Origin of the sequence: Paenibacillus nuruki (genome assembly GCF_001721045.1) — a bacterium.
Lineage (GTDB): Bacteria > Bacillota > Bacilli > Paenibacillales > Paenibacillaceae > Saccharibacillus > Saccharibacillus nuruki.
In genome coordinates this window covers 16,535-31,469 of sequence record NZ_MDER01000027.1, presented here as the reverse complement: position 1 = coordinate 31,469, position 14,935 = coordinate 16,535, and the positions used below count along the sequence as shown (strand labels likewise).

Below are 14,935 nucleotides of genomic sequence, written 5' to 3'. Positions count from 1 at the left end.
GCTTTAACTTATGTATACTGCTATAGTTAGGCATTAAAAAAGCTATCTTTGAAATCACTGACGATTTCAAAGATAGCTTTTTTTGTATTTCTATTTAAATTCTATGAAAGATAAAGATTATTTAGTAGCTGCTTGAGGCTGCAAATCTTGAATCGAATCCACATTTACATATTTAGGAACAACAAGTCCTACTTTAACACCGGTCATACTAGGGCCGAGGTCATCCAGTTTGGCTTTGTATTTTTCCCAATAGTCAGCATGGGTAAGTGGTAACCAAGCTGCTACGGTAGCATCTGCATCGCCATTAGCAACACCGGTAAACATAGGGCCTGCTTCTACTTGCAAAGCAGTTACTTTGTAACCGAGTTGAGTTTCTAAAATGTATTTTATTAGGTTCGTACTGGCAATTTCAGAATCCCATGCTACATAGCTTAATGTAAGTGTATTGCCATTTACTTTTTTCAAGCCTTTGGTCCATTCAGCAACACGGTCAGGATGAGCTTCAGCCCAATCTTTAGCCGCTACAGCAGAATCAGTACCCGCTTGAATAGCTACCATCATTTCGCCCATTTCATCAGAAGACCATTCAAAACGGTCTAAAAATTGATAAGCGGTTGGATCGTCTTTTTGTAATCCTTTACGAGCAAGCGTATGAATTTCTTCAGCATCTCCGTAAGATTTCTTCGGATCTTCTAAATATTTAAGATCGTATTTACTGAACATCCAGTGTGGTGTCCAACCTGTAATGATAATAGGTTCTTCATTTTTGATTGCTTTATCCAGTGTTGCTGTCATCGCTGCACTAGAACCTTCAACCAATGTCCAGTCTGTTAATTTATAATCTTCGATAGCTTTGCGTGTAGCTTTCATTATGCCTGCGCCTGCATCGATACCGATAATCTGGTAACCGACTTGATCGCCAATAGCGTCAGAGCTATTGGTTGTTTTACTGCCCGGGAACGATGGAAATGGTTGACGGTTCGGGTTACAGGCAGAAATGATCATGATCAATATAATACAGGAGAAAAGCAGCAAGTTTTTATGCTTTTTCATGCGTATAATTCGCCCCTTTAATCAATATTTTCAAATGTTGCTAGAGTATACAGTTAGTTACTATTAAGCGCGTTGTTTGCGTCCACCTTTGAATAAGCTCTGAGAAAGACGGTCAAGTACAATAGCAAGAACAACAACAGCTAGACCTGCTTCGAAACCTTCACCAATTTTGAGCTGTCCAACGGCACGATATACAACAGCACCGATACCTTGTGCACCAATCATAGATGCGATAACAACCATAGATAGAGATAACATAATCGTTTGGTTAATACCTGCCATAATCGTTGGTAGAGCAAGTGGTAATTGAACTTTAAATAATTTCTGTCCACCGGTTGACCCAAATGCGTCAGCCGCTTCAACTAATTCTTCCGATACTTGTCTAATTCCCAAATGGGTTAAACGAATTGTTGGTGGAATAGCGAAAATAACAGATGCGACTACACCAGGTACAACACCTAGACTGAAGAAAGTTACAGCCGGTAATAAGTATACAAATGCTGGCATGGTCTGCATAAAATCAAGTAATGGTGTAATAATTTGTGCAGCTAATTTGCTAGAACCACACATAATACCGAGTGGAACACCGATCAAGATTGAGATTAGAGCAGAAGTGATAACAAGACCTAATGTGTTCATGGTTTCTGTCCAATATCCCAAGTTGTAGATTAATAAAAATCCAAGTGCTGAGAATATGGCGAGCGACCATCTATTCGCGATATACCCGAGAATACCGATAATAATGACGAATAAGAATGGGTGTGGCAACATAAAGAAATACGTAAAAATATCGACGACATAACTGATGATGTTAGATACGCCTTTGAAAAATCCTGCCCAGTGCAGGCTCAGCCAATCTACTAACGTTTGTATCCATTGTGCTAAAGGAATCTTAGGCATACTCATTCACCTCTCCATTATCTACTTCGCCGGCAAGTGCACCTAGTAATGCTCCACGAATCAATACACCTGTTAAGCGATCACGTTCATCTACAACAGCAACAGGCAATTTAGCTGTGCTGACTAATTCAAATAGTTCATTCAACATACGTTCTGGTTCTACTTGAGGCACATCACGAATTAAGATGTCTTCAAGTTTTTGTTGTGTTTTCATTGCGGTAACAGCATCTTCTGCAGTAATAATACCGAGTAGTTTTTTGGAACGATCAATAACGAATAGATTAGATACACCGCGTTCACGCATCAATTCAAGCGCTACACGAGGTCCACGATCCAATGTGATCGTCTCAGGTCTGCGCATCACATGAGCAGCAGTTAATACTTTAGACAAATCAACATCTTCTACAAAGCGTGCAACATAAGAGTTAGCAGGCTGGATCATGATTTCTTCCGGTGTACCGATTTGGACAACAGCACCATCTTTCATCAGTGCAATACGATCACCGATACGAAGAGCTTCATCTAGATCATGCGTAATAAAGATGATTGTTTTTTTCATTTTATCTTGTAATTCAAGCAATTCATCTTGCATATCACGGCGAATCAGTGGATCAAGTGCACTAAATGCTTCATCCATTAAAAGAACTTCAGGATCATTGGCTAGAGCACGTGCTAGACCGACACGTTGTTGCATACCGCCACTAAGTTCGTCAGGCATTTTCGTTTCCCAGCCTTTAAGACCTACTAACTCAAGCGACGTTTCTGCTTTGGTACGACGTTCAGCTTTAGCCACTTTTTGAATCTCAAGTCCGTACTCCACATTTTCGAGAACACTACGATGAGGGAATAGAGCGAATTTTTGAAAGACCATACTGATTGTTTTGCGACGCACATTGCGAAGTTGTTCTTTATTCATTTTGCGAAGATCTTTACCATTGACTAGAATTTCACCAGAGGTAGGTTCGATCAGGCGATTGAACATACGTACTAATGTAGATTTACCACTACCAGACAATCCCATGATTACGAAGATTTCGCCTTCTTCAATCTCCATATTGACACGATTGACACCAACAGTAATCTGTTTTTCTTTAGCCATTTTTTCTTTTGTCCAACCTTGATCCAATAATTTCGCATTTTGTTCTGCGTTTGGACCGAACAATTTACTTACATTTTTGATTTCTAAAATAGACACTATTTGTCACCCCTTTTATATAGTAGGAAGATAAAGATGAAAAACATTATACTTACAGAAAATAAATGATTATTTTCATCATTTGCAAACCGACGAGATTCATTGTAACAAATATAAGTTTGCAAATCAACCGTAAAACCCGTATATTTAGTATGTACAGAAAAAACTGTACGGAAAGTTTATAAGGAATACTTTAATATACGCTCATATTCTCAGTCATACTATTCATTTTGAGACTTTACTTTTGAGATTATCTTTTTTAAAATGATTTAAGAAAACATAATATCCAGATCATAAAGAATAAACTGTATATATAGAATAGGAGTGTGCAAGCATGAGCTTGGACCAATTAAATGCATCACAGCAAGAGGCAGTAGAAAAAGTAAGAAAACGCGTTATCGAAGTCATCGGACGTAATATGGATCTATATGGAGTAACATTATCTACAGGACATTTATATGGAATGTTGTTTTTTGCAGACAAACCTATGACTTTAGATGATATGGGTACTGAAATGGCGATGAGTAAAACAAGCATGAGTACAGGTATCCGCAATTTGCTAGATTTACGTATGGTTAATAAAGTCTGGGAAAAAGGGTCACGTAAAGACTTATATGAAGTCGAATATGACTGGTATCAGACATTTACTGATTTTTTCGCTATCAAATGGCGCAAATCGGTTGAAAGTAATATTTTAGTGTTACGCAAATCGGTCAAAGAAATCGATAAATTGATTGTTGATCTCGATAGTGAGTCACCAGCGACCCAAGTATTGATGAAAGATAAAGAGAAAATGGAAGAAGCAGTACGTTATTATATGTGGTTAGATCGTCTGATTGATCTTATGGAAGAAGGACAAATTTTCGATTTTGTACCTAAAGAAGAATAGAATCGTACCCTATAAAATAGAACCACTTTCGCCTGTCATAAGGTAGAAGTGGTTTTTTGTTCCAATAAAAGTAATAACTATTTCATTTCACCAGAATATGATTATTAAAAGCGTATATTTTAATTATAACTATCAAAATAGGATAAATAGTTCTATATTGGGTCTAGTCGATCACTACATCTTAATGATAATATAGCTTTGTATTACAAAATTAGCATAATGAACAGTGAAGTATTCTGTATTTATGAAGTCGTCATTATGTATTACTTATGTATGTCAAACGATTGTAAGAGAAAGAAAACGATTTGAATTTTAGTCATCGAAAAGAGGGATATCATTTGAATAAAGTCAAAGCTATGCGTACATGTTCTATGATCACATTAACAGCCTTGCTTACAGTAAGTACCTTATTATCACCAAATCGTTCTTTTGCTGCTGAAGAAGGTACCATCACATCTCCTTATGAATTAACATCAACAGCGAATGCATCATTATTACATTCATCTGCGAATACAGCTCCTATCATTTCACGGCATATCAATCTCAAATCCAGCCAAATCATTCGAGTGATTGTCCAGCTTAATAATGAACCTGTTGCAGTGGGTCGATATGAAGCAGATCAAGCAGTACAAGGATTCACCACTCAATCGGTAGAAGATTCGCAAGTGATGGCTTCTACAGCAACAACGATAGATTCACAACAGTCTACTTTTACCAATGCCGCCAAAGCTAAAGGGATTAAGATGACAGTGAATTATCGTTATAACACTGTACTCAATGGGATGGAGATTTCGATACCTGCTAATCAAATTTCGACTCTGGCTGAGATTCCGGGTATCAAATCTATTTATGAAAATAATAATTATTATACGATTCCTGTACAGGAACCAGCTACACTCACTGCAACCAGTGCTACATATGATGCTTCACCACTTAACCTAATCGGTGCTCCGATGGCCTGGCAAAAAGGGTTAACTGGTAAAGGTGTTAAAGTCGGAGTGATCGATACTGGGATAGATTATGAACACCCAGATTTGAAAGGCGCTTATAAAGGGGGTTATGATTCTGTTCACCATGATAATGACCCTTATGAAGATCCACCGTTATCTGTACAAGATGATCCTCAAGGATTGGGATTTGCAGGAACATCTCATGGTACCCATGTATCCGGTACAATCGTAGGGCAAGCGGCGAATAAAACCAGTGAAATTGTGCAAAAAGGAGTCGCTTATGATGCAGAACTTCATGTCTACAAAGTATTAGGACGTGACTCGCAGACAGGGCGTTCTACAGGTACGACAGCGCAAATTATTGACGGTATCGAACATGCAGTTAAAGACGGTATGGATGTTATTAATTTATCGTTAGGAACAGACGCAGACAAAGATGTGAATTCACCAGATGTGATTGCTATTAATAATGCTGTATTAAGCGGTGTTGTTGTGGTGGTTGCGAACGGAAATGCAGCTGCTCCAGGTTCCTATTACTATTCTTTAGGTTCTCCAGCTACTTCGCCATTGGCGATTTCAGTAGGTGCTTCAACTGTTCCGGGTACTCAATATCAAGCATCGGTTACAGCTTCTGTGTATGATGCTGATTCGGTGAGTCAAGATACGTATGCACAAAGTTATTCTTTGCAGGCGATCGCATGGCGCACCCAGCAAGATGATTTTGCTCAATATTTGGGAAATACGTTGTATCAAGGAGTATATGTAGGCTTAGGATTGGATGATGATTATAAAGGCAAAGATGTACAAAATAAAGTGGTATTGATCTCACGTGGAGGTTCTAAATTCACAGATAAAATAACCCTTGCCAAATCTAAAGGAGCCAAAGCGGTTATTATTTTCAATGGAGATGCTCAAATCAATGATTCTACTCAAGCTGACTTATCCGAACATATAGCAGGGCGAGATGGAAATATTGGAAGCGGAGCTTATATTGGAGATGGTTATCCTTATATTCCAAGCTTTGATATGGCAGGTGAAGCAGGACGTGCCTTAGCAAGAAAAGCTATACAATCTCCTACAACGCCATTAACATTTACATTCGGAAAGCAATATCCCAAAACATCTTCTATTGGAGATACTATCGCTGATTTTAGTTCCCGTGGACCGAATCAAGATGGATTGCTCGGGATCAAGCCTGATTTTGTGGCTCCAGGAACGAATATTGAATCAACATTCCCGGCATATGGCAAATTAATTAAAGATGCTTCGTATAAAGAAGCTTATTTACGACAAAATGGAACGAGCATGGCTAGTCCTCATGTGGCTGGTCTAGCGGCTTTGTTAAAACAGGAGCATCCTGACTGGACTCCATTTGATATTCGGGCGATTCTAGCGAATACAGCCAAGCCGCTTAAAGATGAAAAAGGAACTTTATATGACGTCTATTCTCAAGGAAGTGGACGTGTAAATGTAATCGATGCTGTCTATTCACCAGCTGTGCTTGAAACCGTAGAACCGATTACAATTTTGGATAAAGAATTGAAAAAGAAAACAGTGACCAACTATGGTTCTTCTGCTGCTTTTGGCGTAGTTGCGGCAGGTGGGGCAGAACAGTCCAAAACATTGCAAATTAAAAATACATCGACCACGAGTATACAATATCAAGCGACTGTACACATGAATCCAAGCGTGACATCAGATCCTTATCAACCTGTAGCAACGCCAGATGTAAGTCATATTGCAGCACGGTTAAAAGGAGTAAATCCAGACGGCTCTATTCTGGTTAATGGGCAATCGACTAAATCGTTTGCTTTAGCTGTTCAACCCGATGCTACTGCTGTAACAGGAGATTATGAAGGCGATGTGGTATTAACAGCTAATGGTTATCCTACATTGCATCTACCATTCGTTCTCCATGTAGGAACCAATCTTCCTGATGCTGGATTAGGACTACAAGAAGTGACGTTAAGTGATCGAGACATTCGTTTAGATGGCAAGCAAGATAGTATAGATATTGGTTTTCACTTAACAGCTACCGATTCCAATGTCATGGAATTAAATGTGTATGATATGAATGATGTTGCTCAAGGAACACTGGCACAAGTCGTTCAACCGGTTACTGATGAGGGATACCCATTATTTAAGCCAGGGTATTATAACTTTAACGATATAGATAATGTCGTGATGGTATCTGACAATAACGGAACTTCTCTCAAAGCACTCCCGCCGGGACAATACAAATTAGAACTGGCTGTATATCATGTGAATCCGCAGGGGGTGACAGATCCTAACTCTGTTCATCCTGCTTACACCTCTTATCGCATTACAGGTACGGAGAAAGATCGAATCCATACCGCCGCAAAACCGTTCCATTATATTTTGGATGGACAAAATAAGATCGGTAAACCCGTGATTGCACTAAACGATACAGAACGGATCACCTACAAAGTATTATCTACAAGTGATGCCAAATATGTAGATAATACTGGAACACTTTTGAAGTATCCCGCTTCTGGTTCGCGTATCGTAAAATTAAATATTCAGATTCGTTCAGTAGCAGATCCTACTGTCCAGACAACGGTCAAAGCATTAGTCAAAATTAAAGCACCTGCAAAATAATGAAAAAATATCGATCTAAATAGTAAACAAAAAAGAACCTTTCACAATAGATACTATCCAACCTGCGGGTAAGGTAGTACTATAGGAGAGGTTCTTTTTTATTCCATTTAATGTAATATATATTATAAATTTGGTTAAAGATTGATAAAAATTCATTATTTCATTATAACTAACGCAAATTTTCTCTATAGATGGATAAAATATCTAGCCACTGGTTAATTCAGGTGGTAATATAACTTTATGTTACAAAATCTTCCTCACATTCTCATTAAAGGAGGTTACTATAGCTTACACTTAAAGTAAGATGTTAACGGTTTAATTCTGGGGCTACCTTTTAGTTCGGTAAAAAATCATTACACACACTATCTAACTTAACGAAACGAGGGAAATCATTTGACGAAGTTACACGTTATCCGTAAATTTTCGGTTGTTTCCATGGCAGCTGTTCTAGCTGTAGGTACTTTATTATCGCCAACTGCTTCTTTCGCAGCTGAAGCAGGTACAGCAACATCTCCGTACGAAATAGGACGCAATCTACCGACAGTGTTGCTTAATCAGACTTCAAACGAAGCACCTGTTATTTCGCCTAAATTAAATGTGACTTCTAGTAAAGTAATACGCGTTATCGTGCAATTGTCTAATCAACCGGTTGCTATAGGTCAATATGCTGCTGAAGCAGGTGTACGTAGCTTTGCTACAGAATCTACAGAAACAGCAATTGATTCTCAACAATCTGCTATTGTGAATGCAGCCAAAGCGCAAGGTATTTTGCTTAAAGTTAATTATCGCTACAATACGGTACTTAACGGTATGGAAGTATCGATTCCAGCAAATCAAATTCCCAAGTTGGCTGAATTGCCAGGTGTAAAGTCTATTTATGAGAATAGTGTGTATTACACGATTCCTGTACAAGATCCTCCTTCGCTTACAGCAACAGCAGCTACATATGATGCTTCTCCTTTGAACTTAATTGGTGCACCTGTGGCTTGGCAAAAAGGATTAACAGGTAAAGGTGTTAAAGTGGGTGTTATCGATACAGGTGTTGATTATGAGCATCCTGATTTGAAAGGTGCTTATAAAGGCGGATACGATTCATTTGAAAAAGATAACGATCCGTATGAAGAGCCACCTATCGCTATTGAAGACGATCCGTACGGTACAGGATTTGCCGGTACATCGCATGGTACTCACGTATCAGGAACGATTGTAGGTCGTGCAGCGAACAAAACAAGTGATATCGTACAAAAAGGGATCGCTTATGATGCAGATCTTTATGTATACAAAGTATTGGGACGTAACGCAGAGACAGGACGTTCTTCCGGTTCTTCCGCACAGGTTATTGATGGAATCGAACGTGCGGTTAAAGACGGTATGGATGTTATCAACTTATCTCTAGGTTCTGATGCTGAGAAAGATGTCAACTCACCAGACGTTATCGCGATCAACAATGCTGTACTCAGTGGAGTTGTAGCCGTTATTGCAAATGGTAATGCAGCCAAACAAGGATATTACTACTATTCTATGGGTTCACCTGCATCTTCCCAATTGGCTATTTCTGTAGGAGCTTCTACTATTCCTACCAAACAGTTCGCTTCAACCGTAACGGCTTCGGTATACAGTAGTGAAGCTGCTGCGACAGCAGAGGCAGTAAGTGCTGCGGCAGTTAATTATCACAATGCAAATGAGACAACAACGGTAACAGCAGATGCTTATGGTCAATCGTATGGATTGAACTTAATGGCTTGGCGTACAGGAAACGAAGATTTCCAAAGAGTTCTAGGTACTTCTCCATTAGATGGAGTGTATGTAGGATTGGGTCTAGTGGGTGATTATAAAGGCAAAGATGTGAAAAACAAAGTGGTTTTGATCTCGCGTGGTAGTGCAACATTCGTAGACAAAATCAAAGTAGCTAAAGACAATGGAGCCAAAGCGGCTATCATTTTCAACGGTAATGTTAAAGCTTCCAATCCGTTAGAAGCTGACTTGTCTGAAAGTGTGGTTGGACGTGATGGTCCAATCGGTTCGAGCGCATTCTTAGGGGATGGATTCGAATATATTCCAACATTTGATATGGCAGGTAAAGAAGGACGTGCTTTAGCTAAAGAAGCATTGAAATCTTCTGCGGATGCATTAACATTCAAATTCGGAAGCAGCTATCCAAAAACAGAACAACGCGGCGACACGATGGCTGATTTCAGTTCACGTGGTCCTAACCAAGATGGACTTCTAGGTATTAAACCTGATCTAGTGGCTCCAGGTGTAAGTATTGAATCTACAATTCCTGCTTACGGTAAATTTATCAAAGATGCTTCTTATGCTGAAGCATATACGCGTCAAAACGGAACAAGTATGGCAAGCCCGCATATTGCAGGTCTAGCTGTATTACTGAAACAAGAACATCCGGATTGGACACCATTTGATATTCGCGCAGCATTGGTGAATACAGCAGATGTGATCAAAGATGAGAATGATACACAATACGATGTCTATTCTCAAGGTGCTGGACGTGCAAATGTAGCATCAGCAGTCTACTCTCCAGCATTATTGGAAACGGTAGAATCGATTGTTATTTTGGATAAAAACTTGAATAAGAAAACAGTGACTAACTATGGTTCTTCCGCTGCATTTGGCGTATTAAAACCAGGTAGTGCAGAACAAACGAAAAAATTACAATTGAAAAACACTTCTGCTTTAACAGTGTCTTACAAAGCAAGCATTCAATTGCATGCTGATGTCACTTCTGATCCTTACAATCCGACTTCAACACCGGATGTAAGTAATATCAGTGCTACACTTAAAGGATTGGATGCTAATGGTTCGATCTTACTAGGTGGCAACTCAACCAAAGAATTCTCATTAGCCGTCAAACCGAACGCTGCTGCGGCAACAGGGCCTTATGAAGGTGAAGTGGTATTAACAGCTAATGGTTATCCTACATTGCATTTACCATTTGTATTGCATGTAGGTACTGAATTACCAGATACAGGCTTAGGTATTCAAGAAGTGACAGTAAGCAATACCAATATTCGTTTGGATGGCAAACAAGATGTAACAGATGTAGGTTTCCATTTAACGTCGCAAGATTCTAATGTTATTGAATTGAACGTGTATGGTCTGGACGATGAGCTTAGAGGAACAGCCGCTCAATATGTTCAATCTCCAACTGAAGAAGGTTATCCTTTATTTGACCCGGGATACTACCAGTTCAATGATATTGATAATGTAGTCATGGCTTCAGCTAATGGTACGGTTTCTCTCAAAGCATTAGAGCCAGGAACGTACAAATTGCAATTGGCTGCATACAATGTTTCTCCAACAGGTGCAGTAGATAGCAACTCGATTCATACATCTTCTGCTCAATACCGTATTGTAGGTACAGAGAAAACACGTATTGCTACAGCGAAAAAACCATTTAACTACATTATTGATGGTAACAATGTTCTTGGACAATCTGTGATTACATTGCCAAACGATAATCGTCTAGATTATAAAGTATTGTCTAGCGATGATCTGAAATATGTAGATAACAAAGGTGTATTGATTAAGTATCCAGCTTCTGGATCACGTATGACTCGATTGAAAATCCAAATCACTTCAGTAACAGATCCAACAGCAACGGTTACTGTAAATGCCTTGGTAAAAATTACGGCTCCTAAAAAGTAATACTGAATAAACGGGTACACACCTGATTAACCCGATCATAAGTAACAAAAAAGACGCTCAAGCTAATATAGCTGAGCGTCTTTTTTTGATGTGAATAACATCATTATTCATATCATAGGGGATAGACTAGGAAGCAGTCACACCTAGTTGACGATACAACAGTTGTTGTTGTTTTAAAGCTTCTTGGTATTTAGGATGATCTTCTTGCTCCAGCATAAATAATAGATCATCATGGAAATCTTGAATCATATATCCTTCAGGCAAATCTTCAAATAGACTATGGAAATCCATCACAGGCAAATCAAGCTTTCCTTGAGACGCTTGTTCCATCCAATGAATCCAATCTCCTAATGTCAGAACATTGGTCATCCACAAGTCTTCCTGCAAGCTGATACAGTCTTGCAACACTTCATATACATCCGGTTCAGCAAAGCGGCGAGAAGCTTGTACAGATAGCTCATATAGTGATTGAGCAGCAGCATAAGCTTCTACACCCAATGAATGTTCAAGATGATTGAAATAGTCTTCGACTGCAATCTCGTGACCATCATCATAAAGCAGTGGCACGACTGCCCATTGATGCAAAATATCAGTTAGCGTATCGTCATTAATAATACCTTCAACATATAATTGTTCGATTTGATGTGTTGTCATGTATAGACCTCCAAAAATTCAATACGGGTTATCGTAGTACTTAACCATTCCCGTTTGCATTATACCTTAGAATGTCTGACAACACATCTTCTTTTTCCCATTGCGATCCATAGGGAGAAGGGCAATAAGAGGCAGATAAACGTGTACGGATATGCACAAGGCAGCCACAATGTTTGCACGTTGTCCCATATTGTAAAGAAGGACAAGACAAGCAAGTGTTCATTCGTGCTTGCTGTACAGACTCTGGTGTTAACTCATGAGGCTGTTTATGTTGAATAGCGATAGCGACCAATCGTTCAATCTTTTCGTCAGACAGTTGAGGGCTACGGTTACAACCTTTACATCCATGATTGATTGCTGGCATTAGGGTGACCGTCCTCTCTGTTAGATCAACGTAATCGCTGCGACAGAAGCCGCTGGAAGTTCGAATGTTAATGTACCGTCTTTGGCAAAAGAGACTTCCAAAGCAACCGGAGTAATTTGCTCTGGATGTTCAAATGTATTATGTGTATTGAGAGCAGAAGCCGTTAATACTTTGCCTTGAATATCTGAAGGGGTAAAGCCTTCTATGCGGCAAGAGAACGATTCACTTTCGTTATGGCTCAAGTTACAGATCGTCAGATGAACACGATTTAGATGGTCTTTGGAAGCCGCTGCACTGATTTTGTCTATAGATTGAGCACCCATCGTGTATTTAGGGCTTGTATACTGCAAGTCTAGTCTTTGGCTATCCTGATGTATTTGATACATATTAAATACATGATATGTCGGAGTTAAGATGAGCTGATCGCCTTCTGTCAAAATCATTGCTTGTAGCACATTCACCATCTGTGCAATATTTGCCATTTTGATCCGATCTGCATATTTATAAAATAAGTTTAAGTTCACACCTGCGATAATCGCATCACGTAATGTATTTTGCTGATATAAAAAGCCCGGGTTAGTTCCTGGTTCTACATCTGTCCAGATTCCCCATTCATCGATAATCATACCGACTTTTTTCTCAGGATCATATTTATCCATAATTTTGGAATGTTTAATAATCAATTCTTCCATATATAATGTATTTTTGAGCGTTGTAAACCATTCTTCTTCTGTAAAATCAGTTGCCGAACCTTTACTCGATGTCCAATCGCCGGAAGGAAGCGTGTAATAGTGTAGGCTCAATCCGTTCATTAAGTGTCCAGCTTCACGCATTAATACTTCTGTCCAGTGGTAATCATCACTATTTGCTCCACAAGCGATCTTATAAATTTGATTATCTCCATAGTTGCGAACATACGTAGAATAGTGTCTGTAGAGGTCAGCATAATATTCAGGGCGCATATTACCACCACAACCCCAGTTCTCATTACCTACACCAAAATAAGTTAATGTCCACGGTTCTTCCTGACCGTTCTGTTTGCGCCAGTCTGCCATTGGAGATTGCCCATCCAAAGTCATATATTCAACCCATTGTTGCATCTCATGAACCGTACCACTGCCTACATTGCCGCTGATATAAGGTTCAGTCTCAAGCAACTCACATAATCGTAGAAATTCATGGGTACCAAAGTGATTGTTTTCTTCTACGCCACCCCAGTTGTTGTTTACCATACGAGCACGTTGCTCTGTAGGACCGACTCCATCTTTCCAATGATACTCATCTGCAAAACAGCCCCCTGGCCAGCGTAGAACAGGAATATGAAGCTTACGTAACGCTTCTATCACATCGGTACGCATGCCTTCTACATTGGGGATCGGTGAATCTTTTCCTACCCAGATACCTTCATAAATACAACGACCTAGATGTTCAGCAAATTGTCCGTGGATATGCCGACTGATTTTCCCTGTGATATCTTGAATATTCATATTCATGTTAATCATATATATATACCTCCTTGATATCGCTTACATGACGATAATAACACGTTTTTTGATAATATATAATATAATTTTACGACATAAATAGAATAACGTTTGTATTTTTATTAACATAACGATATAGTGGAAAGGTATTGGTTTACGTTACACACATTTGGTATTGGAGGAGCCTGAATATGAATCTGGATATTTCGGATAAATCATTGCCTGTGTATGAAGCACTCGCAAGCAGTGTAAGGCACAAAATCATTCAATTACTTGCTATACGACCTATGAATATTCGTGAATTAGCGGAAGCAGTAAGTTTAACCAGTGCCATCGTCTCTATGCATGTCAAAAAGCTAGAGAAAGCAGGAATTATTTCAACAAGTATGCAACCCGGTAAAGGGGGCGTACAAAAAATATGTTCACTTCAAGTGGAAGAAGCACAAATTATTTTTCCTAATAAAGTAGAGCATTTACGTCAATACCATGAAAGTGAAATTTCAATCGGACATTATACAGACCTTAAAGTAGAACCAACTTGTGGCTTAGCTTCAGCTGAAAAGTTTATCGGGCAAGTAGACGATACTCGTTATTTTTTCGATGCTGAACGTTTTCAAGCCAAAATTCTGTGGTTTAGTGAAGGATTTATTGAATATAAAATTCCTAACTTTTTGCTGTCTACCGAAAATCCATTAGAATTGTTAGTATCGCTTGAGATTTCGTCAGAAGCGCCTTTGACAGATAATCGTTTTCCTTCAGACATTACTTTCTATTTGAATGAAGTGAAATTAGGAACGTGGACAAGTCCGGGTGATTATGGAGACAAGCGTGGTAAGTACAATCCGCAATGGTGGCCGGATATTGTCAATCAATATGGACTACTCAAACATCTGACTGTATCTAGAGATGGTACATATATGGATGGGCAGAAATTATCTGATGTGAATCTGGATCAGGTCAATGTACGCGATCGTCAGTGGACATTACGTATCGCAGTCGATCCTTCGTCTGAGCATGTCGGCGGGTTAACACTGTTCGGTAGAGGATTTGGTAACTATAATCAGGATATCGTATTCCGGTTGTATTATGACAAATTAATTCATTCTGCTAATGCTAGTGCACGTGAAGCAGAATCACAATCTTAATGCAGTGCATACCAAAAAA

At 39.1% G+C, this 14,935-nt stretch carries 8 protein-coding genes and 1 pseudogene; 4 read left to right on the top strand and 5 right to left on the bottom strand.

Going from position 1 to position 14,935, the window contains the following annotated elements; translation table 11 throughout:
• Positions 1-117: 117 nt before the first annotated feature.
• Together PTI45_RS24615 and PTI45_RS03335 are read right to left on the bottom strand one after the other, a co-directional pair.
• Positions 118-1,953, bottom strand: a pseudogene (locus PTI45_RS24615) (glycine betaine ABC transporter substrate-binding protein).
• Positions 1,946-3,148 (bottom strand): quaternary amine ABC transporter ATP-binding protein, encoded by a 1,203-nt coding sequence (locus tag PTI45_RS03335; protein WP_069326122.1) that lies wholly within the window; start codon positions 3,146-3,148, stop codon positions 1,946-1,948. Before PTI45_RS03335 ends, PTI45_RS24615 begins: the two are co-directional and overlap by 8 nt.
• 334 nt (positions 3,149-3,482) lie before the next feature.
• Between PTI45_RS03335 and PTI45_RS03330 the strand changes: the two genes are divergently transcribed.
• The 3 genes from PTI45_RS03330 to PTI45_RS03320 all read left to right on the top strand — a co-directional run bounded on the left by PTI45_RS03330 (position 3,483) and on the right by PTI45_RS03320 (position 11,269).
• A complete protein-coding gene (locus tag PTI45_RS03330; protein ID WP_069326121.1) occupies positions 3,483-4,037 on the top strand; it encodes a GbsR/MarR family transcriptional regulator in 555 nt (184 codons plus the stop codon).
• Between the two features lie 338 nt (positions 4,038-4,375).
• Positions 4,376-7,606, top strand: coding sequence for a S8 family serine peptidase (locus PTI45_RS24525; protein ID WP_069326120.1), 3,231 nt, complete (start codon positions 4,376-4,378; stop codon positions 7,604-7,606).
• 435 nt (positions 7,607-8,041) lie between these two features.
• A complete protein-coding gene (locus PTI45_RS03320; RefSeq protein ID WP_069326192.1) occupies positions 8,042-11,269 on the top strand; it encodes a S8 family serine peptidase in 3,228 nt (1,075 codons plus the stop codon).
• Positions 11,270-11,395: 126 nt separating this feature from the next.
• On the opposite strand, the gene PTI45_RS03315 is transcribed toward PTI45_RS03320, so the two are convergent.
• The 3 genes from PTI45_RS03315 to PTI45_RS03310 are packed head-to-tail and all read right to left on the bottom strand — an operon-like array spanning position 11,396 to position 13,789.
• Positions 11,396-11,923 carry a hypothetical protein gene (locus tag PTI45_RS03315; protein ID WP_069326119.1) on the bottom strand — a complete coding sequence of 176 codons (528 nt, stop codon included), beginning with the start codon at positions 11,921-11,923 and terminating at the stop codon, positions 11,396-11,398.
• Between the two features lie 40 nt (positions 11,924-11,963).
• Positions 11,964-12,287 carry a hypothetical protein gene (locus tag PTI45_RS23610; protein ID WP_083243319.1) on the bottom strand — a complete coding sequence of 108 codons (324 nt, stop codon included), beginning with the start codon at positions 12,285-12,287 and terminating at the stop codon, positions 11,964-11,966.
• A gap of 20 nt (positions 12,288-12,307) precedes the next feature.
• Positions 12,308-13,789, bottom strand: a complete 1,482-nt coding sequence (locus PTI45_RS03310; RefSeq protein ID WP_069326118.1) for an alpha-N-arabinofuranosidase — start codon at positions 13,787-13,789, stop codon at positions 12,308-12,310.
• Positions 13,790-13,962: 173 nt separating this feature from the next.
• On the opposite strand from PTI45_RS03310, the gene PTI45_RS03305 reads away from it, so the two are divergent.
• Positions 13,963-14,916 carry an ArsR/SmtB family transcription factor gene (locus PTI45_RS03305; protein WP_069326117.1) on the top strand — a complete coding sequence of 318 codons (954 nt, stop codon included), beginning with the start codon at positions 13,963-13,965 and terminating at the stop codon, positions 14,914-14,916.
• Positions 14,917-14,935: the final 19 nt, after the last annotated feature.